General features: G+C 73.6%; 25 protein-coding genes. 12 read left to right on the forward strand and 13 right to left on the reverse strand.

Annotation, left to right across the window (positions count from 1 at the left end):
* Nucleotides 1–10 precede the first annotated feature (10 nt).
* Nucleotides 11–604, reverse strand: a complete 594-nt coding sequence (locus AOM05_RS08520) for a copper resistance CopC family protein (protein WP_062521248.1) — start codon at nucleotides 602–604, stop codon at nucleotides 11–13.
* Between the two features lie 105 nt (nucleotides 605–709).
* On the opposite strand from AOM05_RS08520, the gene AOM05_RS08525 reads away from it, so the two are divergent.
* Genes AOM05_RS08525 through AOM05_RS08535 form a run of 3 tightly spaced genes read left to right on the forward strand, consistent with a single transcriptional unit; the run spans nucleotide 710 to nucleotide 3,710 of the window.
* Nucleotides 710–1,831, forward strand: coding sequence for a glycosyltransferase family 4 protein (locus AOM05_RS08525; RefSeq protein ID WP_062521250.1), 1,122 nt, complete (start codon nucleotides 710–712; stop codon nucleotides 1,829–1,831).
* A complete protein-coding gene (locus AOM05_RS08530) occupies nucleotides 1,828–2,952 on the forward strand; it encodes a glycosyltransferase (protein ID WP_062521252.1) in 1,125 nt (374 codons plus the stop codon). Before AOM05_RS08525 ends, AOM05_RS08530 begins: the two co-directional genes overlap by 4 nt.
* Nucleotides 2,949–3,710 (forward strand): SGNH/GDSL hydrolase family protein, encoded by a 762-nt coding sequence (locus AOM05_RS08535; protein ID WP_062521254.1) that lies wholly within the window; start codon nucleotides 2,949–2,951, stop codon nucleotides 3,708–3,710. Before AOM05_RS08530 ends, AOM05_RS08535 begins: the two co-directional genes overlap by 4 nt.
* Nucleotides 3,711–3,850: 140 nt before the next feature.
* Here the strand turns inward: AOM05_RS08535 and AOM05_RS08540 are convergent, their stop codons facing one another.
* The 3 genes from AOM05_RS08540 to AOM05_RS08550 all read right to left on the reverse strand — a co-directional run bounded on the left by AOM05_RS08540 (nucleotide 3,851) and on the right by AOM05_RS08550 (nucleotide 5,885).
* Nucleotides 3,851–4,423 carry a hypothetical protein gene (locus AOM05_RS08540; RefSeq protein WP_062521256.1) on the reverse strand — a complete coding sequence of 191 codons (573 nt, stop codon included), beginning with the start codon at nucleotides 4,421–4,423 and terminating at the stop codon, nucleotides 3,851–3,853.
* A gap of 183 nt (nucleotides 4,424–4,606) precedes the next feature.
* Nucleotides 4,607–5,185, reverse strand: a complete 579-nt coding sequence (locus AOM05_RS08545) for a hypothetical protein (RefSeq protein ID WP_062521258.1) — start codon at nucleotides 5,183–5,185, stop codon at nucleotides 4,607–4,609.
* Nucleotides 5,186–5,303: 118 nt separating this feature from the next.
* Entirely contained in the window at nucleotides 5,304–5,885 is a 582-nt protein-coding gene (locus AOM05_RS08550) for a TetR family transcriptional regulator (protein ID WP_169746733.1), read from the reverse strand.
* Nucleotides 5,886–5,979: 94 nt separating this feature from the next.
* Here AOM05_RS08550 and AOM05_RS08555 point away from each other — a divergent pair, with 94 nt between their 5' ends.
* Together AOM05_RS08555 and AOM05_RS08560 are read left to right on the forward strand one after the other, a co-directional pair.
* Nucleotides 5,980–8,217 carry a glycoside hydrolase family 3 N-terminal domain-containing protein gene (locus AOM05_RS08555; protein WP_062521262.1) on the forward strand — a complete coding sequence of 746 codons (2,238 nt, stop codon included), beginning with the start codon at nucleotides 5,980–5,982 and terminating at the stop codon, nucleotides 8,215–8,217.
* Nucleotides 8,218–8,221: 4 nt separating this feature from the next.
* Nucleotides 8,222–9,463 carry an MFS transporter gene (locus tag AOM05_RS08560; RefSeq protein ID WP_062521264.1) on the forward strand — a complete coding sequence of 414 codons (1,242 nt, stop codon included), beginning with the start codon at nucleotides 8,222–8,224 and terminating at the stop codon, nucleotides 9,461–9,463.
* Nucleotides 9,464–9,470: 7 nt separating this feature from the next.
* Here AOM05_RS08560 and AOM05_RS08565 read toward each other — a convergent pair whose 3' ends face one another.
* The 3 genes from AOM05_RS08565 to AOM05_RS08575 all read right to left on the reverse strand — a co-directional run bounded on the left by AOM05_RS08565 (nucleotide 9,471) and on the right by AOM05_RS08575 (nucleotide 12,169).
* Nucleotides 9,471–11,111: a SulP family inorganic anion transporter gene (locus AOM05_RS08565; protein WP_062521266.1), complete on the reverse strand. Its 1,641-nt coding sequence runs from the start codon at nucleotides 11,109–11,111 to the stop codon at nucleotides 9,471–9,473.
* Nucleotides 11,108–11,458 (reverse strand): ArsR/SmtB family transcription factor, encoded by a 351-nt coding sequence (locus tag AOM05_RS08570; RefSeq protein WP_156165117.1) that lies wholly within the window; start codon nucleotides 11,456–11,458, stop codon nucleotides 11,108–11,110. The genes AOM05_RS08565 and AOM05_RS08570 overlap by 4 nt, the downstream gene beginning before the upstream one ends.
* A gap of 75 nt (nucleotides 11,459–11,533) precedes the next feature.
* Nucleotides 11,534–12,169, reverse strand: a complete 636-nt coding sequence (locus AOM05_RS08575) for an MBL fold metallo-hydrolase (protein ID WP_062521270.1) — start codon at nucleotides 12,167–12,169, stop codon at nucleotides 11,534–11,536.
* A gap of 218 nt (nucleotides 12,170–12,387) precedes the next feature.
* On the opposite strand from AOM05_RS08575, the gene AOM05_RS08580 reads away from it, so the two are divergent.
* From AOM05_RS08580 to AOM05_RS08600, 5 genes are read left to right on the forward strand one after another with little or no spacing between them, the layout of a single operon-like run.
* Nucleotides 12,388–13,575, forward strand: a complete 1,188-nt coding sequence (locus tag AOM05_RS08580) for an LLM class flavin-dependent oxidoreductase (protein ID WP_062521272.1) — start codon at nucleotides 12,388–12,390, stop codon at nucleotides 13,573–13,575.
* Nucleotides 13,576–13,583: 8 nt separating this feature from the next.
* Nucleotides 13,584–14,096, forward strand: coding sequence for a MarR family winged helix-turn-helix transcriptional regulator (locus AOM05_RS08585; protein ID WP_062521275.1), 513 nt, complete (start codon nucleotides 13,584–13,586; stop codon nucleotides 14,094–14,096).
* A complete protein-coding gene (locus AOM05_RS08590) occupies nucleotides 14,093–14,797 on the forward strand; it encodes a CE1759 family FMN reductase (protein ID WP_062521277.1) in 705 nt (234 codons plus the stop codon). The genes AOM05_RS08585 and AOM05_RS08590 overlap by 4 nt, the downstream gene beginning before the upstream one ends.
* Entirely contained in the window at nucleotides 14,797–15,087 is a 291-nt protein-coding gene (locus AOM05_RS08595) for a GNAT family N-acetyltransferase (RefSeq protein ID WP_062521279.1), read from the forward strand. Before AOM05_RS08590 ends, AOM05_RS08595 begins: the two co-directional genes overlap by 1 nt.
* Entirely contained in the window at nucleotides 15,084–16,061 is a 978-nt protein-coding gene (locus tag AOM05_RS08600) for a pirin family protein (RefSeq protein WP_062521512.1), read from the forward strand. The genes AOM05_RS08595 and AOM05_RS08600 overlap by 4 nt, the downstream gene beginning before the upstream one ends.
* A gap of 5 nt (nucleotides 16,062–16,066) precedes the next feature.
* Here the strand turns inward: AOM05_RS08600 and AOM05_RS08605 are convergent, their stop codons facing one another.
* Both AOM05_RS08605 and AOM05_RS08610 read right to left on the reverse strand, forming a co-directional pair.
* Nucleotides 16,067–16,816 (reverse strand): ABC transporter permease, encoded by a 750-nt coding sequence (locus AOM05_RS08605; protein ID WP_062521280.1) that lies wholly within the window; start codon nucleotides 16,814–16,816, stop codon nucleotides 16,067–16,069.
* A complete protein-coding gene (locus AOM05_RS08610) occupies nucleotides 16,813–17,850 on the reverse strand; it encodes an ABC transporter ATP-binding protein (protein ID WP_062521283.1) in 1,038 nt (345 codons plus the stop codon). Before AOM05_RS08610 ends, AOM05_RS08605 begins: the two co-directional genes overlap by 4 nt.
* 62 nt (nucleotides 17,851–17,912) lie before the next feature.
* On the opposite strand from AOM05_RS08610, the gene AOM05_RS08615 reads away from it, so the two are divergent.
* On the forward strand, nucleotides 17,913–18,878 hold the full coding sequence (locus AOM05_RS08615; RefSeq protein ID WP_062521285.1) for a helix-turn-helix transcriptional regulator: 966 nt from the start codon (nucleotides 17,913–17,915) through the stop codon (nucleotides 18,876–18,878).
* Between the two features lie 68 nt (nucleotides 18,879–18,946).
* Entirely contained in the window at nucleotides 18,947–19,231 is a 285-nt protein-coding gene (locus AOM05_RS08620; RefSeq protein WP_062521287.1) for a TFIIB-type zinc ribbon-containing protein, read from the forward strand.
* On the opposite strand, the gene AOM05_RS08625 is transcribed toward AOM05_RS08620, so the two are convergent.
* Genes AOM05_RS08625 through AOM05_RS08640 form a run of 4 tightly spaced genes read right to left on the reverse strand, consistent with a single transcriptional unit; the run spans nucleotide 19,232 to nucleotide 24,083 of the window.
* The gene (locus AOM05_RS08625) at nucleotides 19,232–20,485 is read right to left on the reverse strand and encodes a glycoside hydrolase family 43 protein (RefSeq protein WP_228373240.1); all 1,254 of its coding nucleotides are present in this window, start codon (nucleotides 20,483–20,485) and stop codon (nucleotides 19,232–19,234) included.
* Nucleotides 20,482–22,365, reverse strand: a complete 1,884-nt coding sequence (locus tag AOM05_RS08630) for a family 43 glycosylhydrolase (protein ID WP_062521290.1) — start codon at nucleotides 22,363–22,365, stop codon at nucleotides 20,482–20,484. Before AOM05_RS08630 ends, AOM05_RS08625 begins: the two co-directional genes overlap by 4 nt.
* Before the next feature lie 45 nt (nucleotides 22,366–22,410).
* Complete coding sequence (locus AOM05_RS08635) at nucleotides 22,411–23,427, reverse strand: glycerate kinase (protein WP_174442363.1); 1,017 nt, start codon at nucleotides 23,425–23,427, stop codon at nucleotides 22,411–22,413.
* Complete coding sequence (locus tag AOM05_RS08640) at nucleotides 23,427–24,083, reverse strand: NADPH-dependent F420 reductase (protein ID WP_062521292.1); 657 nt, start codon at nucleotides 24,081–24,083, stop codon at nucleotides 23,427–23,429. The genes AOM05_RS08635 and AOM05_RS08640 overlap by 1 nt, the downstream gene beginning before the upstream one ends.
* Nucleotides 24,084–24,099: the final 16 nt, after the last annotated feature.

The following is a 24,099-nucleotide window of genomic DNA, read 5'->3' on the forward strand; positions in this document are numbered from 1 at the left end:
CGAGCGCGGGTCAGTCCTCGCGGCGGCGCATGCGCAGCGCGACCGTGAGCGCGAGCGCGGCGGCGGCGACCGCGCCGATGATCACGTACACGGCGGGGTTGGGCCCGGTCTCCTCGTACACGGTGACGTGCGGGGTGGGCGAGGCGGTCGGGAGCTCCACGGCGGAGGCGCTGGGCGAGGCGGACGCCGACGCGGACGCGCTCGCGCTCGGGCTCGCGCTCGGGCTCTGCTCGGCGGGCGCGTAGGTGAAGGCGACCGTCCCCTCGATGGGGTGCCCGTCCGCCGACACCACGCGGAAGACGAGCGTCGTGTCCCCCGGGACCAGCGCATCGTCCGGCACCGCCGCGGTCACCGTCTCGGTGACCGGCTCCTCGATCTCGAGCTCCGTGCGCGTGCCGTCGGCGGCCACGATCGCGAGCTCGTTGCCGATGTCGAGCAGCTGCTCCGTGAACTCCAGCGACACCTCGCGCAGCTCCGTCACGGTCGCGCCCTCCTCGGGGTCCGAGGACACCAACGCGGTGTGGGCCGCGGCGGGCGTCGCGGCGAGCGCGACGGCGGCGAGAGCCGCTAGGGCGGCAAGGGACCGGGTGAGCGTGCGGGGCATGGGCCCATGGTCGCACGCCGGGTTCACCGGAAAGTCACGCGACCGTCACGCGCCATCAAGCGCGCGGACACCGGCCCGTCGCCCGCGGCTCCCAGACTCGGGAGAGTGAAGGTCGCGCTGGTCGCAGAGTCGTTCCTGCCGCACACGAACGGCGTCACGCACTCGCTGCTGCGGGTGCTCGATCACCTCGCCGCCCGCGGCGACGAGGCCGTCGTCATCGCCCCCGAGGCGCCCGGTGCCCCCGACTCGGTCGCGGGCGCCCCCGTCATCCACGTGCCCGCCGTCGGCTGGCCCGGCTACAGGGACGTGCGCGTCGCGCTGTCGACGGTGCGCGGCGTCGCGCGGATCCTCGAGGAGGTGCGGCCCGACGTGGTCCACCTCGCGTCGCCGTTCATGCTCGGCTGGGCGGCGGTGCGCGCCGCGGCGGACCTGGGCCTGCCCACGGTCGCGATCTATCAGACGGACGTACCGTCCTACGCCGCCTCGTACCGCGCGCCGTGGGGCGAGCCGCTCCTGTGGGCGCGCGTGCGCAACATCCACCGCGCCGCGGACCTCACGCTCGCCCCCTCGACCGCGGCCATGAGCCAGCTCGAGTGCCTCGGCGTCGACCGGCTCCGGCTGTGGCCGCGCGGGGTGGACACCGTGCGCTTCAACCCCGCGCATCGGGACGATGCGCTGCGGGCCAGGTGGGCGCCGCGCGGCGAGGTGGTGGTCGGGTACGTGGGCCGGCTGGCGCCGGAGAAGAGGGTGGGCGACCTCGAGAGGCTGGCGCGGATCCCGGGCCTGCGGCTCGTGGTGATCGGCGAGGGGCCCGAGGGGCCGCGGCTGCGGCGGCTGATGCCCGACGCGGAGTTCGCGGGCTTCCTGGGCGGCGGCGAGCTCGCGCGCGCCGTCGCGAGCCTCGACGTGATGGTCCACCCGGGCGAGCTTGAGACCTTCGGCCAGTCGATCCAGGAGGCGCTCGCCTCCGGGGTGCCCGTGGTGGCGCCGCGGCGTGGCGGGCCCATCGACCTCATCGACCACGGCTCCAACGGCTTCCTGTACGAGCCGGGCCGGCTCGACCACCTCGAGGACGCCGTCGCGGCGCTGGTCGCGCACGAGGACATGCGGTGGCTCCAGGGCGCGCACGCGCGCGTCTCCGTCGAGGGCCGCACCTGGCCGCACGTGTGCGGGGCCCTGGTGGACCACTACGAACGCGCGATCGCCGCACGGGCGGTGGCCTCATGAGGATCGCCCAGGTCGCGAACTTCTACGGGCCGCGCTCGGGCGGCCTGCGGACCGCCCTGCACGCGCTGGGGCGCGGCTACGTCGAGCACGGAGACGAGGTCCTGCTGGTGGTGCCCGGCGACGCCGACGGCGAGCTCCGCACCCGTCACGGGCGGGTGATGACGCTGCACAGCCCGCTCCTGGTGGGATCGGGCGGCTACCGGGTGATCACGCGGCTCGCCGCGGTCACCGACGCGCTCGAGCGGTTCGCCCCCGACGTCATCGAGGTGTCCGACCGCACCACGCTCGCGAGCCTGGGTCCGTGGGCGCGCGAGCGCGGGATCGCGGCGGCGTTCATCGCGCACGAGCGGGTCGACGGCGTGCTCGCCTCCGCGCTCCCCGCGGTCGCTCACGGCCGCATCGACGGGCTGGCCCGCGCCCACGCCGCATGGATCGCCCGCCGCTTCGACACCATCGTCGCGACCACCGCGTACGCCGGCGCGGAGCTCGCCGCCGCGGGCGCGACGGTCGAGACCGTGCCCCTGGGCGTGGACCTCGACCGGTACCACCCCCGCCACGCGAGCGCCGCGACCCGTCGCCGCCACGCCCCCGACGACGTCCCGCTGGTGGTGATGGCCTCGCGGCTGTCGCGAGAGAAGCGCCCCGACCTCGCGATCGGCGCGGCGCGGGAGCTCGCGGCCCGCGGACGCCTCGTGCGGCTGGTGATCGCCGGCTCGGGACCCCTGGCGCGGCCGTTGCGGCGCGCCGCCGCCGGGCTGCCGGTCGAGCTGCTCGGGTTCGTCTCCGACCGCGACGCGTTCGCCTCCCTGCTCGCGTCCGCCGACGTCGCGATCGCGCCGGGCCCCATCGAGACGTTCGGGCTCGCCGCGCTCGAGGCGCTCGCGTGCGGCACGCCCGTGGTGGCGAACGCCGCCTCCGCGCTGCCGGAGGTGGTGGGCGACGCCGGGATCGCGGCGGCGGGCGATCCGGGCGCCTTCGCCGACGCGATCGAAACGGTGCTGGCCCGTGACGGACGTTCACGGCGGCTCGAGGCCCGAGCGAGGGCGGTGCTGTTCCCCTGGTCCGCGTCGGTGGCCGGCATGAGGGCGGTCCACGCGCGCAGCCTGACGGGCGTGCGGTGACCGGGCCCCGCGTGGTCGCGCTCGGCGACTCGATCACGCTCGGGGTCGGCGACGGCGTGCAGCGCTCGTGGGGGCAGGTGGGCTGGGCCGCCCACGCGGCGGCGGGGCTCGGAGCCTCGTCGTTCCTCAACCTCGCCGCCAACGGCGTGCGGGCGCGCGAGATGCTGCAGCGCCAGGTGGGCGTCGCGGTCGCCGCTCGACCGGACGCGGTGCTGCTCACCGTGGGCGGCAACGACGTCCTGCGCGGCGACTTCTCCCCCGCCGAGGTGGAGGCGGCGCTGGGCTCTGCCGTCTCTCAGCTCGCCCGCCCCGGGCGCGCGATCGTCACGGTGTCGCTCGACCGGATCGGGCTGTTCGACCTCGCGCCGCGACGGGTCGCGGAGGCGATGGCGCGGCGGATCGGCGAGGCGAACGCCGCGATCGCGCGGGCCGTCGCCGGCACCGACGTCACGGTGATCGACGGGGCGACGCTGCTGAGCTCGCTCGGCCGGCGCGCCTGGCACATCGACCGGATCCACCCGTCGCCGCTGGGGCACCGCGCGCTGGCGGACGCCGCCGTCGACGTGCTCGGTGAGCGCTGGCCGCGCCGGTGCGCCATCGCGGCGCCGCCCCCGCCTCCCAGCCCCGTCGCGGTCGCGGCGTGGCTCGCGGTCAACGGGGTGCCGTGGGCGCTCAAGCGCAGCCGCGACCTCATCCCCCAGGTGACCATGGTGGTCGCACGCGAGCTGCGCGACGAGCGTCGCTCCGCGCGCGCCTGAGCCCTGCGCAGGGCGAACAACCGTCGAAAGCCAATGACGGATGTGACTGAAGTCATCCGGCGTGAAGGATGGGCCTGTCCCATCCTTCACGCGAGAAGACTCGTGTCACATCCGTCATTGGGAGTCGCACGTGCGGCTGGTCAGACCAGCCAGCTCTTCTCGCCGACCAGCCCGCGCCACCAGCGCCCGAGCCCGATCGACTGGTGCTCGAGCTCGACGTACACGATGCCGAGCGCGGCGAGCGCGTAGATGAGGTGCTCGTCGAGGAACGGGTTGGTGGAGGGCCACATCTGCGTCATGTACATCATGAGCAGCATCGCGGCCGCGGCCCACGCGCCCACCTTGGTGCCGATGCCCAGCATCAGCGCGAGGCCCACGCCCAGCAGGCCGAGCATGAACGGCCAGTCCGTCCAGCGCTGCCCGCCCAGGTCCACGAAGAAGTCGTGGAACGGGCTGTTGACGTTGCCGCCGTAGACCAGGTAGCCCTCGGTGATGGCGCCGCCCTTGATCCATGCGCTGTCGCACATGTTCTCGATGGTGAAGGAGCCGTCCTCCGCGGTGGTGCGACAGGTGGAGTATCCGAGCCCCAGGAACTTGTCGAGGAAGGCCCACAGGAAGTAGAAGCCGAGCGCGAGGCGTGTCACGCTCAGCATGACCCAGCCGAAACCGCTGCGACTGGTCTTGCTCGTGGTGGTCGTGTCGGTGCTGCTCATCATTGCCTCCATGGGATGCGATGCGTGCGTTCCGAGGCTTGTGCCCCCACGGACGCCGGTGTCCGCGTCCCCCACGCTACGCCGGATCGCCCATCACCGCTGGAAGCGGACCAAAACTGCCGTGTCGCCCGGACACGAGAACGGGGCCCCGCGCATCGCGCGGGGCCCCGTGAGAACTGCCGGCTAGACCAGCCAGGCGTTCTTCTTGACGAGCTCGAGGCTCCTCCACCACTTGCCCAGACCGAACGACTGGTGCGAGAGCTCGACGTACACGATGCCGATCGCGGCGAACGCGTAGATGAGGTGCTCGTCCAGGATGGGGTTGGTGGTGGGCCACATCTGCGTCATGTACATGAAGAGCAGCATGGCGGCGGCGGACCAGGCGCCCACCTTGGTGCCGATGCCCAGCATGAGGGCGAGGCCCACGCCCAGCAGGCCGAGCATGAAGATCACGTCGGTCCAGCGCTGCGAACCGAGGTTCACGAAGAAGTCGTGGAACGGGCTCGAGGCGTTGCCGCCGTAGACCAGGTAGCCCTCGGTGACGTGGCCGCCGTTGATCCATGCGCTGTCGCAGAAGCGCTCGATGGAGACGGTGCCGTCCTCGAGGACGCTGCGGCAGGTCTGGAGACCGAGCCCGAGCAGCTTGTCGAGGAACGCCCAGAGGAAGTAGAAGCCCAGCGCGATGCGCGTGACGCTCAGCATGCTCCAGCCGAGCTTGCTGCGGGTGGCGGTCGCGGGTGCGACCTGCGAGTTGACTGCCATTGTCATTCTCCTTTGTCGCGGACCTTGTGGGCCCTTGCGCCGGGGATAGCGCCTGCTCAGAACGGTATGGGCGACAGGGAGCAGATCTCAGGGACCTCGGTCCCGATTTGATGAGAAGTCATGCAAATTGCGCGGCGAGGTGGGCCTCGAGGGTCTCGGCCATGTCGACGGACGGGTCGAGGAGCCACTGCACCTGGAGCCCGTCCATGAGGGCGACCAGCTGGGCGGCGGCGAGGGACGGGACGATGCGCGGGTCCAGCTCTCCCGCCTCCGCGGCCTCGCGGTAGGCGCGGGTGACGTCGCGGCGCAGCGACGCGTAGCGGCGCACGAAGTAGGCGTGCGCGGGGTGGTCGGTGGCGGTGGCCTCTCCCGACAGGGTGGCGTAGAGCTCGACCACCCCGCGGCGGGCGGCGTTGCGCCGCGCGGTCTCCACCAGGTGGTCGAGCAGCGCACGGCCGCGGAGCTCGTCGTAGCCGGCGGCGGTGCCCTCGGAGTCGTCGCGTCGCGTGAGGACCGCCATGAGCAGGTCCGCCTTGGTGGGGAAGTGGTAGATCAGCGCCGGGTGCGTGAGCCCGCACCGCGTCGCGATGTCGCGCACCGAGGTGCCGCGGAAGCCGGACTCGGCGAAGGCCGCGAGCGCGGTGTCGAGGATCAGCGTGCGCGTCTCCGCGCCGCGTTCCGACAGCTCCCGCTCCCCCACCACGCCTCCCGCTTGCAACGTTTCGACCTCGATCTTACCATGTGGTAGAAATCGCATCTCAGGGTTCGCCCACCGCCGCGCGAAAGGAACCGCAGTGACCGCCGCCTACCTCGACCCCACCCTCCCCACCGCCGCGCGCGTCGCGGACCTGATCTCGCGCATGACGCTGCCCGAGAAGGTGGGCCAGATGATGCAGATGCACACCTACGACGGCGTGCCGCATCTGATCGAGGAGATGCACGTCGGCTCGATCCTGCACGCCTCCCCCGAGCGTCTCGAGCAGGCCCACGCGCTGGTGGAGCAGACCCGCCTGCGCATCCCGCTGCTGATCGGCGAGGACTGCATCCACGGCCACTCGTTCTTCAAGGGCGCGGAGATCTACCCGACCCAGCTGGGCATGGCCGCGACGTTCAGCCCCGACCTCCTCGAGCGCGTCGCGCGCGCCACCGCCGTCGAGGTCAGCGCGACCGGCATCCATTGGACCTTCTCCCCCGTGCTGTGCATCGCCCGCGACCTGCGCTGGGGCCGCGTGTCCGAGACCTTCGGCGAGGACCCGTACCTGCTGGGCGAGCTGGGCGCCGCGATGGTCCGGGGCTACCAGGGCGACGGCCTCGCGGACCGCACCGCGATCCTCGCGACCGCGAAGCACTTCGCCGGCTACTCGGAGACCCAGGGCGGCCGCGACGCCTCCGAGGCGGACATCTCCCGCCGCAAGCTCCGCTCCTGGTACCTGCCCCCGTTCGAGCGCATGGCGCGCGCCGGCTGCGCGACCTTCATGCTCGGCTACCAGTCCACGGACGGCGTCCCGATCACCGTCAACGAGTGGCTGCTCAACGACGTCCTGCGTGAGGAGTGGGGCTACACCGGCACCCTCATCACCGACTGGGACAACGTGGGCAACCTGGTGCGCGAGCAGCGCCTGTTCCCCGACTACGCGCAGGCCGCCGCGGCCGCCGTGACCGCGGGCAACGACATGATCATGACCACCCCCGCCTTCTTCCAGGGCGCCCAGGACGCGGTCGCGCAGGGCCTGCTCGAGGAGTCCCGCATCGACGAGGCCGTCGCCCGCATCCTCACGCTGAAGGTCGAGCTGGGACTGTTCGAGGACCACCGCCCGGCCGACCGCGAGCGCCAGCGCGCCGTGATCGCCCAGCCCGCGCATCGTGCCCTCAACCTCGAGGTGGCCCGCCGCTCGCTGGTGCTGCTGGAGAACGACGGCACCCTGCCGCTCCCGGCCGACCGCCCGCTCCGCCTCGCCGTGGTGGGCCCCAACGCGCACGACGAGCACACCACGCTCGGCGACTGGGCCGGCGCGTCCGGCCAGGCGGATTGGCTGGCGGACGGCCACCCGCGCGAGATGATCACCACGGTGCTCGACGGCCTGTGCGCGCTCGCGCCCGAGGGCTCCGAGGTCGCCTACGCCAAGGGCGCCGAGATCATCACCACCGGCCCCGACCCCAAGGGGGCGTTCTTCCCAGACGGCCAGCCGCGCCCGCACATCGCGTTCCCTGTGGGCCCCGACCAGGGCATGATCGCGGAGGCCGTCGCGGCCGCGCAGGGGGCCGATGCGGTGGTCGCCGTGGTGGGCGACCGGATCGAGCTCGTGGGCGAGGGCAAGTCCACGGCCACCCTCGAGCTGCTCGGCGGCCAGGTCGCGCTGCTCGACGCGCTCGTCGAGACCGGCACGCCGGTCATCCTGGTGGTGCTCGCGTCGAAGCCGCACGTGCTGCCGCCGTCCGCCGACCGCGCCGCGGCCGTGATCTGGGCCGCCAACCCCGGCATGGCGGGCGGCACCGCCGTCGCCGAGCTCGTCCTGGGCGCGATCGAGCCGTCCGGTCGCCTGCCGATCTCCTGGCCGCGCCACGTGGGCCAGCAGCCCACGTTCTACAACCAGATCGACGCGCAGCACGGCTACCGCTACGCGGACCTCACGCAGGAGCCGCGCTGGGTGTTCGGCGACGGCCTGTCCTACTCGGCGACGTCATACGCGGACCTGACCCTCGCATCGTCCACCCTCGGGCTGGACGACACCATCGAGGCCACCGTCACCGTCACCAACACCGGCGACCGCCCCGTGCTCGAGACGGTCCAGGCCTACGTGCGCGACGTCAACACGTCCGCGACGTGGGCGGACCGCGAGCTCAAGGGCTTCACGCAGGTCGCGCTCGCGCCGGGCGCGTCCGCCCGGGCGACCATCCGCATCCCGGTGTCGGAGTGCTCGATCGTGACCGCGCGCGGCGAGCGCGTGGTCGAGCCGGGCGCGTTCCAAGTGCTCGTGGGCCCCACCTCCCGCCTCGCGGACCTCCTGGTCGCGGACCTCTCGGTAGCGTGATCCCGTGACCGTCCCCTCCCCCGCCACCGCGATCGCGCCGTACCTCCGGCGCGCCCGCGTGGGCGTGTCGATCATCTTCTTCACCAACGGGATCGTGCTCGGCGGCTTCGCGCCGCGCGTGCCGGAGATCCGCGCGTCGCTGGGCATCTCCTACGGCACGCTCGGCGTCGCGATGGCGATGTGGTCCGTGGGCGCGCTCGCGCTGGGCCTGCTCGCGGCCGCGGTGATCCGCCGCTTCGGCTCCGCGAAGGTCGCGACCATCACGATGGCCGTGAGCGCCGCCGCGATGCTCGCCGCCGGTCTCGCGCCCAACGTGTGGACGTTCGGCGCCGCCCTGTTCGTGGTGGGCGTCACGGACGCCTGGGTCGACGTGTCGCAGAACGCCCACGGGCTCGAGGTGCAGAAGCTCTACAAGCGCTCGATCCTCAACGCGTTCCACGGGCTGTGGTCCATCGGCGCGGTGGTGGGCGGCCTCATGGGCGGCGCGGCGGCCGGCCTCGGCATCGCGGTGCCGTGGCAGTTCGCGGTCTCGCTCGCGATCGTGGTGGCCGCGAACCTCACCGCCTATCCGATGCTGCTGAAGAAGGACACCGCGACCGCGGAGGAGGTCGACCACGCCGCTGACGAGGCGGCCGTGCCGCAGCACACCCCGCTGCGCCGGATCCCCCTCAAGGTGTGGGGCACGCTGCTCGCGCTCACCGTCATCGCGATCGCAGGCGGCTGGGCCGAGGACGCCGCCGCGACCTGGTCGGCGAGCTACCTGACCGACGAGCTGCTGGTCGGGGCCACCCTCGCCTCGCTCGCTTTCGTGTCGCTGCAGGGCTTCCAGTTCGTGGGCCGCATGGTCGGCGACCGCATGGTGGACCGCTGGGGCCAGCGAGCGGTCGCCCGATTCGGAGGCGTGCTCGTCGCGGTCGGCATGGGCCTCGCCCTCGCGTTCCCCTCGCCGTGGGGCGTCATCGCGGGCTTCGGCGCGGCGGGCTTCGGCATCGCCACCTTCATCCCGGGCGCGATGCACGCCGCGGACGAGCTCCCCGGCCTGCGACCCGGCACCGGTCTCACCATCCTGTCCTGGCTGCTGCGCCTCGCGTGGCTGCTGTCGCCACCCGTGGTGGGCGCGATCGCGGACGCCACCTCGCTGCGTGCGGGCCTCGTGCTCGTGCCGGTGTTCGGCGTGCTCGTGGTGCTGCTCGCCGGCGCGATGGCTCCGCGCAAGGCGCCGCACCCGGACCCTCAGCCCGCGTAGGGCGCCCTCACCGCGAGGCGACCAGGCCGCGGGCCTTGGCCACCGCATCGTCCAGGCTGTCCACCAGGTGGTCCGAGTCCGCGAGCGCCTCGAGCGCGCCCGTGTGCTCGAGCAGCGGCAGGTGCCGCGGCTGAACGCCCTTGATGAGCACGGTGACGCCGCGCCGCTCCAGCGAGGTGACCACCTCGCCCAGGATCTGCGCGCCCGTGGTGTCGAGCATACGGATCTGCGACATGCGCAGGATCACCACCTCCACGCCGTGGACCCGCGCGACCCGCTCGAGCACGCGGTCCGCCGCACCGAAGAACAGGGCGCCGTCGAGGCGGAGCAGGGCGATGCGCTCGTCGCCGTTCGCGGCGTCTCCAGGGAGCTCCTCGCGGTGCACGCCGGCGGCGCGGGCGACGGAGCGCAGCGCGAACACCGCCGCGCCGGCCACCCCGATCGCGATCGCGTAGATGAGGTCCACGCTCACCGTCACCAGCGCGGTCAGGACGAAGAGCACCGCGTCCTGGCGCGAGGCGCGCATCACGGAGCGCACCAGCGCGGGACGCACCATGGTCGCCGCGGTCACCATGAGCACGCCCGCCAGCGCGGCTAGCGGCACACGCGCGACCGCGGTCGCGGCGACCAGCACCACCGCGAGCAGCACCAGGGCGTGGACCACCGCGGCGACGCGCGTGCGGCCACCCGAGCGCACGTTGACCGCGGTGCGGGCGATCGCGCCCGTCGCGGGCATGCCGCCGAACAGGCCCGACGCGATCGATGCGAGGCCTTGCCCCACCAGCTCGCGGTCAGCGTCGTATCCGCCCACATCGGCGTGCGAGTGCGCGACGCGAGCCGACAGCAGCGACTCGATGGCCGCGAGCGCCGCGATGGCGAGCGCGGGCATGGCGAGTGCCTGCAGCGACGCGAGGCTCACCGCGGGAAGCGCGGGAGCGGGAAGCCCGGCGGGCAGCTCGCCGATCACCGGCACGTCCCACCCGAGCGCGGCCACGGCGGCGGTGGCCGCCACGATCGCGACGATCGCCCCCGGCACGGCACGCGTGATCCGCGGCCACACGACCATGACCGCCACCACCAGCGCGACCAGCGCCAGCGCGCGCCACGCGACCGGCCCGTCGACGTGGGCCAGCGCGGTCAGCGCCGCGGGCAGCGCCTTCGCGCCGTGCGCGCCGTCCGTGCTGCCCACGGCCGCCGGGACCTGCTGCAGGAAGATGATGATCGCGATGCCCAGCGTGAAGCCCTCGATCACCGGCCACGGGATGAGGCCCACCAGGCGCCCGAGCCTCGCGGCCCCGGCCGCCACCACGATGACCCCGGCCATGACGGTGACGAGCGCGAGCGCCCCGGCGCCCTGCTGCGCAAGGATGGGCGCAAGCACCACCACCATCGCGCCCGTGGGGCCCGAGACCTGCACGCCGGACCCGCCGAAGAGCGCCGCCACCAGGCCCGCGACGATCGCCGTGACGAGGCCCGCCTCCGCGCCCGCCCCCGAGGTGACGCCGAATCCCAGCGCGAGCGGCAGCGCGACCACGCCGACGCTGACGCCCGCGAGCACGTCGCCGCGCCACGAACGCCGCAGGCCCGCGTAGTCCGCGCGCGACGGCAGCACCGCCCGGACGCCGGACAGGGCGGGGCGTGCGGTCACCGCGCGCCCTCGAGCTCCGCCTGGTCGAGGTCGGCAAGCGCCCCGCGGGCGTCGAGGACGTCCCGCAGGACGATGCGCGCCGCGCCGAGCAGGCCGGCGACGGACGGGTGTGCGAGCCGGTAGGCGACGGAGCTGCCCTTGCGCGTCGAGGTCACCAGCCCGTAGCCGCGCAGGACGCGCAGGTGCTGCGACAGGTGCGACGCCTCGAGACCCGTCCGCTCGAGCAGGTCGGCGACGGTGCGCTCGTCGACCTCGGCGAGGAGCTCGAGGACCCGGATGCGGACCGGGTGCGCCAGCCCCTTGAACAGGTCAGCCTTGACCTCGCTGAGCGGTCGACCGGTGTGCATGCCTCGCCTCGCCATCGCGCACGTGAATTGATGGATTCATCATGCCACCAAGTCGAGGTCCTGCCGGCCGCGCGCCTACAGCTCGACCGCCTCCCCGGGCGCGAGCACCTCGAGCGGCACGCCCGCGAGCTGCGCCATCAGCCGCGCCGCGAGCGCCATCCCGGCTTCGGAGGCGTGCGCCTCGTGGATCGCGAGGGCCCTCGCGGGGCGCAGCGCGCGCACCATCTCCACCGCCGCGTCCAGGTGGAACCACGGCCCGCTCACCGGCGTGAGCAGCACCTCGACCGGCACCGCGGGCGCCTCGAGCGCGTCGCCCGGGTGATAGACACGTCCGCCGATCAGGTAGCCGACGTTCACCGCACGGGGCACGTCCGGGTGGATCGCCGCGTGGAGCCCGCCGCGGACGGCGACCTCGAGGGACCCGACCGCGAACGCGTCGCCGGGCGCCACCGCCGTCACGCGCTCCCCCAGCCCCGCCCATCGCCCCACCACGGCCGCGGGCCCGTAGAGCCGGAGCCCTGGCCGCGCCGCGAGCGCCGCGTCGAGCGCGCCCGCGTCGACGTGGTCCGCGTGCTCATGGGTGACCAGCACGGCGTCGGCACGCGCCAGCAGCCGCGAGGCATCCGGCGTGAACACGCCCGGATCCAGGAGGATCACGTCCCCGCCGGACTCGACCGAGACGCAGGCATGTCCGTGCAGGGTGAGGCGCATACCCCCAGTGGACCACGGGCGCCACGGCGCGGACGCCACGGCGCGGGCGCGTGCCGCGGGCGAGAGCCGCCCAAAGTCCCGGTCGGACCACCCCCGACGGCGATGGAATAGATCGCGGGCCCTCGCGTTAGTTACATGCGTACGCATATAATCGGCGGCAAGGCTCGGGACGCACGTCCCGGGCGACCGGCAGCCAGAGCCCCACAGGGAGGCACACCATGCAGTTCGGCATCATGTCCGTCTCGGACATCACCCGCGACCCCGTCAGCGGCCACACGCCCTCCGAGGCGGAGCGCATCAAGAACATCGTGAGGATCGCCGTCCACGCCGAGGAGGTGGGCCTCGACGTCTTCGCGATCGGCGAGCACCACAACCCGCCGTTCTTCAGCTCCTCCCCGACCACGCTCCTGAGCCACATCGCCGCTCTCACCGAGAAGCTCACCGTCACCACCAGCACCACGCTGATCACCACCAACGACCCGGTGCGGCTCGCCGAGGAGTACGCGATGCTCCAGCACCTCGCGGGCGGACGCATGGACCTCATGCTGGGCCGCGGCAACACCGCGCCCGTGTACCCGTGGTTCGGCCAGGACATCCGCCAGGGCCTGCCGCTCGCCCTCGAGAACTACAACCTGCTCCACCGGCTGTGGCGCGAGGACGTGGTCGACTGGGAGGGCCAGTTCCGCACCCCGCTGCAGGGCTTCACCTCGACCCCGCGCCCGCTCGACGACGTCCCGCCGTTCGTGTGGCACGGCTCGATCCGCACCCCCGAGATCGCCGAGCAGGCCGCCTTCTACGGCAACGGCTACTTCGCGAACAACATCTTCTGGCCCAAGGAGCACTACCAGCGGCTCATCAAGTTCTACCGCCAGCGCTTCGAGCACTACGGCCACGGCACCCGCAAGCAGGCGATCGTCGGACTCGGCGGCCAGGCCTTCCTCGCGAAGAACAGCCAGGACGCGCACGACCAGTTCCGCCCGTACTTCAACGAGGCCCCCGTCTACGGCCACGGCCCGACCATGGAGGACTTCGAGGAGATGACCCCCCTGTCGGTCGGAAGCCCGCAGGAGGTCATCGACAAGACCCTGACCTTCCGCGAGGCCTTCGGCGATTACCAGCGCCAGCTGTTCCTGGTCGACCACGCGGGCCTGCCCGTCGACACGGTCCTCCAGCAGCTCGACCTGCTGGGCGAGCACGTGGTGCCCGTCCTGCGCGCGGAGCTCGAGGCCAGGCGCGACCCCGAGGCGCCGGCGAACCCGCCGTCGCACGCGGACCTCATCAAGGCCAAGTACGGCGACCAGGCGCCGCGCCAGCCGCGCCCCAACGCCAACCGCGGCGACAACGTCACCGGCGGCTCGCCGTACCAGGACTCCGAGACCTCGGTCGAGTCCTACCCGACTCTCTAGGAGGGACGATGCGCCCGTCACCTGCCGTACCGCCCGCACCCGCCGCATCGTCCCCCGGTGCGGCCAGGGGCCGCACGCGCCTCGCGAACAACGCGTGGGAGGCGGCCTTCACCGCCCACTCCACGCTCATGCGGCAGTTCGCGGCGGAGGACGTCTGGGCGGGCCTGTCGATGCGCGAGTACGACGTCCTCTACACGCTGTCCAAGTGCGACACCCCGCAGCGGCTGGGCGACCTGAGCGGCCACGTGCTGCTCAGCCAGCCCGGCCTCTCGCGGCTGGTCGACCGCCTGGTCGAGCGAGGGCTGGTGGAGCGCTGCGTGGACCCCAAGGACGCGCGCGCCGCCAACCTCACGCTCACCGAGGCGGGCCGCGCCGTCCAGCGCACGGTGGGCCGCGCGCACGGCGCGTCCGTCGCCGCCGCGATGACGGCCCGCCTCACCGACGAGGAGCTCGCGCTCCTCGAGACCCTCTCCCTCAAGCTCGTCTCCGATCCCGACTCCCTCCCCGAGGAGCACCCATGACCGACTTCCGCCTCGTCGTCGTCAGCGCCGGCGTGTCCGACCCCTCGTCCACCCGCCTGCTCGCCGACCGCGCCACCCAGCGCGTCACCGCCCTCGCCCGCGAGCGCGGGCACGCCGTCACCGTCACCACCGTCGACCTCCGCGAGCTCCTCCAGGAGCTGCCGGCGGCGCTGTCGAGCCAGCTGCTCGGCCCGCGCTTCACCCGCGCGGTCGACGCGCTGGTCGCCGCGGACGCGATCGTGGCCGCCGCGCCCGTCTACAAGGCGGGCGCGTCGGGCCTGTTCACCAGCTTCTTCCAGGTCCTCGACAACGACCTCCTGATCGGCAAGCCCGTCATCCTGGCGGCCACCGCCGGCACTGCGCGCCACGCGCTCGTGGTCGACGAGGAGATGCGCGCGCTGTTCGCCTACCTCCGCGCGCTGCCCGTCCCCACCAGCCTGTTCGCCTCGACCGAGGACTGGACCGACACCGCGCTCGGCACCCGGATCGACCGCGCGGCGCGCGAGCTGGTCCTCCTGATGGAGTCCGGCTTCGCGCGGGCCGTGAGGGACGATGCGTGGGGCGCCTACCAGCACAGCTACGGCTCCGCGGGGGGCACCGAGGTCGACATCGATCTCGACTCCGACATGATGCGCCTCGCCACGGGCGGGTCGCTGCGCCCCGGCGGCGAGGACGACCCGTTCGACCCGCGGAGGGCGTGATGACCATCGAGGTGACCCGCGTCGAGGACGCCGGACGCTACGAGCTCACGGTCGACGGCGTCCTCGCGGGCGTCGCTGAGTTCCGGCCGCGGTCGGGACGGATCGTGTTCACCCACACCGAGGTCGCGGAGGCCTTCGAGGGCCGCGGCCTCGGGTCCACGCTCGCGCGCGAGGCCATCGCCGATGCGGTCGCTCGCGGCGAGACCATCGTGCCGCTGTGCCCCTTCATCGCGGACTACCTGCGCCGCACCGAGGTGCCGGGCGCCGACGTGGAGTGGCCCGCCGCATGACCCGGCTCGACGCTGGACCTCCCACGGAGACGCTGTGCCCCGGCGCGGGCGCGCGTCCGGGACCCGTCGCGACGGTGCTCGAGGCGCGCGACGTCCCTCTGGGCGGGCTGCGCGCGATGACGGTGCGGCGGTCGTTGCCGCAGCGCGGGCTCACCACCATCGGGGCGTGGTGCTTCCTTGACCGGTTCGGCCCGCAGGGCGCGGTGATGCGCGTCGAGCCGCACCCTCACATGGGCCTGCAGACCGTCACCTGGCCGCTGGCCGGCCAGATCCGGCACCGCGACTCGCTCGGCTCCGACGCGGTGCTGCGGCCCGGCGCGCTCAACCTCATGACTGCGGGGCACGGCGTCGCACACTCGGAGTACTCGCTTGGAGACTCCCCCATCCCTCTCGACGCGCTCCAGCTGTGGGTCGCGCTGCCCGAGGAAGCGCGCCACGGCGCGGCCGGCTTCGAGTCGCACGCCACTTTGCCCACGGTGCCGCTCGGCGACGGGGCGACCGCGACCGTCATCCTCGGCTCGCTCGCGGGCGTCTCCTCCCCCGCGACCGCGTACACGCCCATCGTGGGCGCGCAGATCACCCTCGAGCCGGGCGCGCGAGCGACCCTGCCGCTCGACCCCGCGTGGGAGCACGGCCTGGTGCCCGTCGCGGGCGACGTCGCGGTCGCGGATGACGCGGGCACCCTCCCCACGCCTCCCGAAGGCGGCATCCTCTACCTGGGCACGGACCGCGACGCGCTCACGGTGGCCTCCGAGACCGGCTCCACTGTGGTCCTGCTCGGCGGCGAGCCCTTCCCCGACGACCTGGTGATGTGGTGGAACTTCGTGGCGCGCGACCACGACGAGATCGTGGACGCCTGGAACGCCTGGAACGGCGACGACGGCCGGTTCGGCACGGTCGCCGGCCACGGCGCCACGCGCATCCCCGCGCCGCCGATGCCCGAGGTGCGCCTCAAGCCCCGACGGCGCGGCTGACCGCCTCAGTCGCTCGCGCGCATCGCGCGGATCCCCACTGTCAGCCCCACCGCGCACACCGCGCTCGCCGAGAGCACGCCCCAGCCCACGGCGGAGGCGGCGAGGTCGCCGCCGAGCAGCGCGCGTTCCGCCTGGACCACCCAGTTGACCGGGTTGACGGACGCGACCGCGCTCATCCACCGCGGCGCGGAGTCGAGCGGGAGCAGCATGCCCGACAGGATGAGCAGCGGGAAGATCAGCGACTGCTGCACCGCCCAGAACATCCACTCGCGGTTCTTGGTCTTGAGCGCGAGCGCGTAGGACAGCGACCCGAGCCCCACGCCGAAGGCCGCGAGGACCACGAGCCCGAGCAGCAGCCCCAGCAGGTTGGCGCGGAACCCGAAGGGCCACGCGATCGCGACGATCACCAGGGACTGCACCACGATCGGCACGATCTCCTTGAGCGCCCGCCCCACCAGCAGCGACGTGCGCGACAGCGGCGCGACCAGGGTTCGCTCGTGCGAGCCGGTCATCATCTCGTACTGCAGGTTCGAGCCGGTGGCGCCCGTCCCGAACAGCACGATCATCACGAGCACGCCGGGCACGAACCACGCGAGCGTGTCCGCCAGCGAGGCCCCCGACTCGCCGACGAGCAGCGGCGCGAACAACCCGAGGAACACCAGCGGCTGGAGCAGGCTGAAGATCACGGAGAATGGGTCGCGCGCGACGGGCCGCAGCTCGCGCGTCATGACGTTCCAGGTGTCGGTCGCGGTCATCGGTCGCCTCCTTCGGCGGTGGCGGAGGCCGCCACGGGGTCGGTGTCGGGCTGCGCGTCGGCGGTCGAGAGGTTGGCCTCGCGCAGGGTGCGCCCGGTGAGGGCGAGGAACACGTCGTCGAGCGTGGGCGGGACGCCGGTCGCGCTCACCACCGCGACGCCCGCGGCGTCGAGCCGCCGCAGCAGCGTGGGCAGCAGGGTCGCTCCGTCGGCGACGTGGACCGCGACGGTGGTCGCGTCCACGCGCCGCACCTCGCGTCCGGTCACCTCCGCGACCAGGGACGATGCGCGGTCGGCCGAGCCTGGAGAGTCCAGTCCCAGCGTGACGGCGTCGCCGGCGAGGTGCTCCTTGAGGTGCGCCGCGGTGTCGTCCGCGATGACGCGGCCCTGGTCCATCACCATGACGCGCTCCGCGTAGCGGTCGGCCTCCTCGAGGTAGTGCGTGGTGAGGAACACGGTGGTGCCGTGCTCGCGCCGGAGGTCCAGGATGTGCTCCCACAGGTTCGCGCGGCTCTGCGGGTCGAGACCCGTCGACGGCTCGTCAAGGAACAGCAGTGGTGGCGCGTGCATGAGGCCGAGCGCGATGTCGAGGCGCCTCTTCTGGCCGCCCGACAGCTGCTGGACGGTGCGCGTCGCGAAGCCGGACAGGCCCAGCGACTCGACCAGCGCATCGGCCCGTGCCGCCGCGGCGGCCTTCGCCATGCCGTAGAAGGCGCCCTGGCTGATGAGCTCGTCGCGCACGCGCTGAGCGAAGCTGCCGCTGGTGAGCTGGCCCACGTAGCCGATCCGGGCGCGCACGGCCGCGGCCTCGCGGGCGATGTCGCGCCCGACCACGGACGCGCGCCCCGAGGTCGGCGCGATGAGGGTGGTGAGCATGCGCAGCGTGGTCGACTTGCCCGCGCCGTTGGGGCCCAGGAAGGCGACCAGCTCGCCCTGCGCCACCGAGAAGGTGAGGTCGGTGACCGCCTCGACGGTCGCCTTCCTCGACGTGAACCGCTTGGTGAGGCCCTCGGCCTCGATGATGGGTGCGTCCATGTCTCGCACGCTACGGACCTATGCGGACGGTTTCGGTCCGCATTCCGTGAGATTCTCGGGTCATGGCCTCGACCGAGCGCACCCTCGCCCTCCTCGACCTGCTCCAGCGGCACCGGCACTGGACCGGCGCGGAGCTCGCGGAGCGCCTGGGCACCACCCAGCGCACGGTGCGCCGCGACGTGGAACGCCTGCGCGACATGGGCTATCGCATCGATTCCGCCCCGGGCGCCCGCGGCGGCTACCGCCTCGAGGCGGGCACCTCGCTGCCCCCGCTGCTGCTGAGCGCGGACGAGGCCGTCGCGATGGCCGTGGGCCTGCGCATCGCGGCGGCGGAGCGGCTGGTCGACGGCGCCGAGTCGGCGCTGGCGGCGCTCGGCAAGCTCGACCAGCTGCTGCCCGCGGACCTGCGCCGGCGGGTGGCGGCCATCGCGGAGGCGCTGCACCCGGTCACCGCCGCGCCCGTGGCGCCCGTGGACTCCGACCTCCTGGGCACGCTTGCGCTCGCGTGCCGCGACCGCGAGCGGGTGCGCTTCACCTACACCGCCTCGGACGGCGCCGAGACCCGGCGGCGGGTCGAGCCGCACGCGCTCGCGCCCAGCCATCGGCGCTGGTACCTGGTGTGCTGGGACCTCGAGCGGGAGGCGTGGCGCACCTTTCGCGTCGACCGCATCGCGGACCTGCGGCTCACCCGCGCCCGCTTCACGCCGCGCGCGCTCACGCCCGAACGCATCGAGGAGATGGTCGCGGTGGCGACGTCGTGGACGCCGCAGCCGGTCGAGGTCGCGGCCGTGGTGGCGATGCCGCTCGACACGTTCGCGGCCGCCATGGGCGACTGGGGCCAGGGCGCCACCGACGCGGGCGACGGGAGAACGCGGTGGCCGTTCGGGGGGCGCGAGGCGCGCGACCTGCTGTACGCCATGTCATGGCTTCCTGGCGCGGACCCCTACGCGCTCGAGACCGACGACTCGACCCGGGCGGAGCTGCGCGCGATGCTCGCCCGCATGCTCGCCTCGCTCGACGCGCGCTGACCGGGAACGGCCCGCCTACCCGGCACGTTGGCTCGCTGAACGTCCCCCGCCCCGAAGGAGCTCCCCGGATGAAGTGCCCCGTCGACAGCGCCACGCTCGTCATGTCCGACCGCAACGGCGTCGAGATCGACTACTGCCCCGAGTGCCGCGGCGTGTGGCTCGACCGAGGCGAGCTCGACAAGATCATCGACCGCTCCGCCCAGCAGCCGGCCCCGCAGCAGCAGCGCGACTCCCGCGGCTACGACGACCGCCGCCGCGACGAGCGCTACGACCAGCGCGGCTACGACAACCGCGGCTACCCGCAGAAGAAGCGCAAGGAGTCCTTCCTGGGCGACCTGTTCGACTTCGGTTGATCAGCGCGGCGCGACGGTGGCGGTCACGCGGAGCGCCGTCGCGCTGAACGGCACCTTTCCCGGAGCGTCCCACGCGGTCGAGCCGCCCTCGCCGGCCCACGCGTTGAGGTTCGCGCCGAGCGTCCCGCGCAGAGTGCCCACGGCCACGCCGTCCTCGGCGACCTCCCAGGCGACGGGGAACGATGCGGTGCCCCCGCCGTGCAGGATCGCCTCCACCGCGTCGGGCAGGTCCGCGACCCCACCCAGGTCCGCGACCACCGGCGCCCGGGCGTCCGCGGCGACCAGCGCATCGTGCCGCGACCGCGTGAGCGGGAGGACTCCACCGTGCTTGGTGGACGGCCGCAGCGAGAAGCGCTCGCTCGCGAGCGGCACCCACGGGGTCTCCGCGTCGAGGTCCGTGGAGACCATCGGGCAGTAGCCCACCGAGGGGATGACGTCGACGTAGAGGTACCAGCGGTCCTCGCCGTGGGCCCTGAACATGGTGGGGCCCTCGACGCCGTGGCCGGCGGCATAGCCCTGCCCGATCCGCGTCTGGACCTCGCGCCAGGCGGCGCCCGGCTCCCACCAGCGCTCCGCGTCGGTGACCTCCATGAAGAGGCCGCGCGCGGTGGCGCCGTTGGACTTGGTGACGCGGTAGGTGCGGCCGGCGTGGCGGATCATCGTGGTGTCGATGGTGTCCTCGCCCTGGTCGAGCAGCACGCCGCCGTACCGGAACGTGGCCTGCGTGAAGTCGGTGGTGGAGCCCCACAGGATCACCTGGTGGTCGCCCACGGTGGAGGTCCAGTAGACGACGAACGCCCCGCGGCCCTCCCCGTGGAAGTCCTCCACGAAGGTGGTCTCCGCGGCCCACATCATGCCCATCTCGGGAGCGCCCGGGGCGGGCCGGCCGTCGGGCCCGAGCGCCACGTCGAGCTGCCGCAGCGGCGACCACGTGACGAGGTCGCGCGACTCCCACACGTTCATGCGGGTCGAGTAGCCGCGCGACCACGCGCCCCAGCCGGCCTCATCCCCGCCGAACACGCGCAGGTCGGTCGCGAGGATGTAGTAGGTGCCGGTCTGCGGGTTCACGGTGAGGTGCGGGTCGCGCGCGCCGGTGGTGCCCAGGTGAGACGCGAGGACGGGCTCGCCGCCGTTGAGCGGGATCCAGCGCTCGGGGTCGTCGCCGTCGGAGAGGTCGAGGTAGATCTTCTCGGCGTAGCCGTCCGGGTCCTCGAGGAAGTGGACCATGAGGTAGCCGTACGGCTCCTCCGTCATCCGACGACCACCCTCACCGTCACGTCGCGCAGCTCGGGGAGCAGCTCCTCCTCGGTCTCCATGTCGAGGACCGGCATGCCGTCGGATGCGAAGTGGACCCGGCGGACGAACATGTCGCGGCCGGTCAGGCCCTTGTGGTCGGTGCGCGCGTGGAACACGTACAGGAGGTTGCCGTCCTGGTCCTCCGACCACATGCCGTGGCCGGTGCCCAGCTGCATCTCGCCGTTGAACGGCCCCGACTTCTGGATCGGGTGGTTCAGGCGCGTCCATGCCGCGGGGTCGGCGAGGTCGACGCCCTGGCCGGCGGCGGCCGTGGCGAGTCCCGTGGTGTAGCTGTCGCCCACCGTCGAGCCCGAGTACAGCAGGTACAGGCGGCCGTCGCGGGCGAGCACGTTCGGGCCCTCCGCGATGAGGTTGTCCCACGCGTACTCGGGGGCGATGATGCGGACGGGCTCGGAGGTCAGTCGCGTGGGTTCGGCGGGGTCCATGGTCGCGATGAACACGGATCCGAGCATCTGCCAGGCGTAGTAGTGCGTGCCGGAGTCCTCGAGGTACGTCATGTCGAGCGAGATGCCCTGGATGGCGTTGAGCGGCGAGCCGTCCGCGCACACCACGTGGCGCGCGGCCGTCCAATGCTCCGGGACCGTCGGGTCGAGGTGGTTCCCGTCCGCGTCCTTGCGCAGCTGCACGATGCTGGCGCGGCCCGACCACATGTCCGTGGGCTCGCCGTAGCTGGGCATGAACAGGATGGACAGCGTGCCATCGATCATGTGGATCTCGGGCGCCCAGAAGCACCCGGTCATGGGGTTGCCCTCGGCGTCGAGGGAGCCGTGGACCAGGAGGTCGACCTCGGCGACGCGGCCGGCCTCGAGCGCCTGGTCCGACAGGTCCTCGATGCGGTCGGCCATGCGGATGGGCATGCCGACGGGCTCTCCGGAGTTGCTCACCGGGTCCATGTGGAGGTCCTTGGTGGCGATCATGAGGAACTTCTGCACGCCGTTGAAGTCGAAGCGGTAGACGCTCGGGTCCGCGCGCTCGTCGGCGAACGGGGTCGGGTACACCGCCTGGCGCACGCGGCCGGCGACCTCGTGGACCCCCGGGGTCGAGGTGTCGATCGCCGCGAGCGCGTCCGCGTCCCAGGCGATCGCGAGCGAGCCGGTGGAGCCGTCGCTGTAGTCGAGCGTCAGGCGCCCGGGCAGGTCGCCCGCCGCGGCCGTGCCGCCCACCGCGGCCTCGACCGCGGGCAGCGGGCGCGCGCCCGTATTGACGATCGGCCCGAAGCGCACCTCGAGGCCGCGTGCCACCTCCGCGGGGATGGCGAGCGGGGCGCCGTGCTCGAGCCCCTCGACCGCGCCCTCCTCGACCGGTCCCACCGTGGCCGCGTCCGCGAGGTCGGCGACGCTCGTACGGCGGGCGACCCCCGCATCGTCCACCCAGGACAGCAGGTAGGCGCCGGAGACCTGGTCGTAGCGGGCGGCAGGAGCGTGGACGCCGTCGGTCACGCCCAGGTCGAGCAGGCCGACCTCGGTGTAGGTCAGCAGCTCGGGCGACGTCGCGACCAGGACGCTCGAGCGCTCCGTGCCGTCCGGCGCCCCGCCGCGCGCGACGCGCGTCGCGACCACGCCGTAGCCTCCGTCGCGCAGTGCGAACAGGTGCGGGTCGACCAGCGAGCGGAGGATCTCCTCGGAGGTCCCCGACGGCCCGGGCGTCTCGGCGACGCGGGGGTAGAAGATTCCGTAGTCGTCGAACAGCGGCACGAACCCGCCCGGCCCCTCGAGCGCGAGGTGCATGCTCAGCGCGACGTCCTCGTTGTTCGCCTCCGCCGCCGTGGTGGGCGTGCGGTGATAGGCGCGGACACGGCGCTCCTGCGGGTCGGTCACGTGCGCTCTCCTTCGAGTCAGGGCTGGACTCGCAATTTACATCGTTTACCCCGCGGGGACAAAGGCGGATGGTCCCCTTTCCTCCCAGGCCCGTGCCGCCGCCGCTCCGGCCTGCTCGAGCCACCGCGACGGATCCTTCATCGCCGCCTCGCGCGAGCCCGCGAGCGCGGTCAGCGACGCCGACCACACGCCCGGATCCTCCGCGACCTCGCCCGCGATCACTGCCACGCGCGGGAAGAACGCGAGCGCGTGGCCGGTCACCTTGCCCATCCGGGACTGCGCGTCGAAGCGGCCCTCGCCGGTGATCACCAGGTCCGCGTCGCGACCCGCCTCCGCGAGCCCGGTGAGGCGCGCCACCTCGGGCGCCCCCTCCACGAGGGTCGCTCCCCACGCGAGCAGCGCGTACCCCACGCCGCCCGCGGCACCCGCGCCAGGGACCGTCGGATCCGCGCCCAGGCGCGCCGCTACCGTCTCGAGCCGCGCCTCGAGCGCGATCACCTCGAGGGGCGAGGCGCCCTTCTGCGGCCCGAACACCGCCGCGGCACCGGACGGGCCCAGCAGCGGGGCGCGCACGTCGCACAGCACCGTGACCCCGCCCGCGGGCGGCCGCCGATCACCCAGCGCCTCGAGCACGGGCATGCCGCCGTCGGTGGACGCCGACCCTCCGAGCGCCACCACCAGACGCGTCGCGCCCGCGTCGAGCGCGCGGGCCATCACCTCGCCCAGTCCGCGCGAGGTCGCGCGCAGGGCGTCCGGGGCCGGCATGAGGTGCAGCCCGGCGACCACCGCGAGCTCGCACAGCGCGGTCCCGTCGCCCAGGTCGAGCCACACGCCGGCCACGGGGTCGCCCGCGGGCCCCGTCACCGTGCCCGCGCTGCGCAGCTCCGCCCCGTCCACGGCCGCGAGCACCCCGGGGAGCGTCCCCTCGCCGCCGTCTGCCTGGGGGATCTCGACCAGCTCGTCGTCCGGGCGCACGCTCCGCCACCCTCGCGCGATGTCCCGCGCCACGCGCTCCGCCGGCCACGTGCCCTTGAACGTGTCGGGCGCGACCACCACGCGCATCAGGCCTCCCCGCGCGCCCGCGCGACCACGCGGCCGCGCTGCGAGCGCGGGAACCGGTCGAGCATCTCCCGCAGCTCCGCGGCCGTCGCGTCGGACCCGAAGATCTCGGTCGGCGGCTCGAACGCCACCCCCGCCGCGAGCGGCCCCGCGTCCACGGGATCGAAGCCCAGCGCGTCCACCAGGGCGGCGACCGCGGCCCGGTCCCGCGCATCGTCGCCCGCGATCGCGAGACCGCGGCGGTCGGGGTCGCCCGCCGGCCGCCCCAGGTTCTCGAGCTCCCAGACGCTCGCGTGCCCGAGCGCCTTGACCACCCGCGCGCCGTCGAGGAACGCGGCCACGGTCTCCGAGGTGGACGTGGTCGGGTCGTCGAGGTCGGGGCGCGCGCCGTCGAGCTCCCACCAGTAGTTCATCGCGTCGACCACCAGCCGCCCGCGCAGCAGGTCGCGCGGCAGCGTCCGGTAGCGGCCGAGCGGGATCGCGAGGAGGACCACGTCGGCGGCGCAGGCCGCCGACGGATCGTCGGTGGACGATGCGGCGGTCACCTCGAGCCCCGCGGCGCGGCACAGGCGCGCGAGGACCGCGCCCACCCGGCCGATCCCCAGGATGCCCACCGATCGAGGCGAGGTCCCCTGCTGTCCGGCGCGCGCATCGTCCACGCGTCGCACGCTACCG

This window comes from Demequina silvatica (assembly GCF_000971215.1).
In the GTDB taxonomy this organism is placed as follows: domain Bacteria; phylum Actinomycetota; class Actinomycetes; order Actinomycetales; family Demequinaceae; genus Demequina; species Demequina silvatica.

Bases quoted from the DNA above. Each gene is read 5' to 3' on its own strand.
- AOM05_RS08520 (WP_062521248.1), bottom strand. From the start codon at position 604: ATGCCCCGCACGCTCACCCGGTCCCTTGCCGCCCTAGCGGCTCTCGCC.
- AOM05_RS08530 (WP_062521252.1), top strand. From the start codon at position 1,828: ATGAGGATCGCCCAGGTCGCGAACTTCTACGGGCCGCGCTCGGGCGGC.
- AOM05_RS08540 (WP_062521256.1), bottom strand. From the start codon at position 4,423: ATGAGCAGCACCGACACGACCACCACGAGCAAGACCAGTCGCAGCGGT.
- AOM05_RS08545 (WP_062521258.1), bottom strand. From the start codon at position 5,185: ATGGCAGTCAACTCGCAGGTCGCACCCGCGACCGCCACCCGCAGCAAG.
- AOM05_RS08570 (WP_156165117.1), bottom strand. From the start codon at position 11,458: ATGCACACCGGTCGACCGCTCAGCGAGGTCAAGGCTGACCTGTTCAAG.
- AOM05_RS08575 (WP_062521270.1), bottom strand. From the start codon at position 12,169: ATGCGCCTCACCCTGCACGGACATGCCTGCGTCTCGGTCGAGTCCGGC.
- AOM05_RS08580 (WP_062521272.1), top strand. From the start codon at position 12,388: ATGCAGTTCGGCATCATGTCCGTCTCGGACATCACCCGCGACCCCGTC.
- AOM05_RS08585 (WP_062521275.1), top strand. From the start codon at position 13,584: ATGCGCCCGTCACCTGCCGTACCGCCCGCACCCGCCGCATCGTCCCCC.
- AOM05_RS08590 (WP_062521277.1), top strand. From the start codon at position 14,093: ATGACCGACTTCCGCCTCGTCGTCGTCAGCGCCGGCGTGTCCGACCCC.
- AOM05_RS08595 (WP_062521279.1), top strand. From the start codon at position 14,797: ATGACCATCGAGGTGACCCGCGTCGAGGACGCCGGACGCTACGAGCTC.
- AOM05_RS08600 (WP_062521512.1), top strand. From the start codon at position 15,084: ATGACCCGGCTCGACGCTGGACCTCCCACGGAGACGCTGTGCCCCGGC.
- AOM05_RS08605 (WP_062521280.1), bottom strand. From the start codon at position 16,816: ATGACCGCGACCGACACCTGGAACGTCATGACGCGCGAGCTGCGGCCC.
- AOM05_RS08610 (WP_062521283.1), bottom strand. From the start codon at position 17,850: ATGGACGCACCCATCATCGAGGCCGAGGGCCTCACCAAGCGGTTCACG.
- AOM05_RS08615 (WP_062521285.1), top strand. From the start codon at position 17,913: ATGGCCTCGACCGAGCGCACCCTCGCCCTCCTCGACCTGCTCCAGCGG.
- AOM05_RS08620 (WP_062521287.1), top strand. From the start codon at position 18,947: ATGAAGTGCCCCGTCGACAGCGCCACGCTCGTCATGTCCGACCGCAAC.
- AOM05_RS08625 (WP_228373240.1), bottom strand. From the start codon at position 20,485: ATGACGGAGGAGCCGTACGGCTACCTCATGGTCCACTTCCTCGAGGAC.
- AOM05_RS08635 (WP_174442363.1), bottom strand. From the start codon at position 23,427: ATGCGCGTGGTGGTCGCGCCCGACACGTTCAAGGGCACGTGGCCGGCG.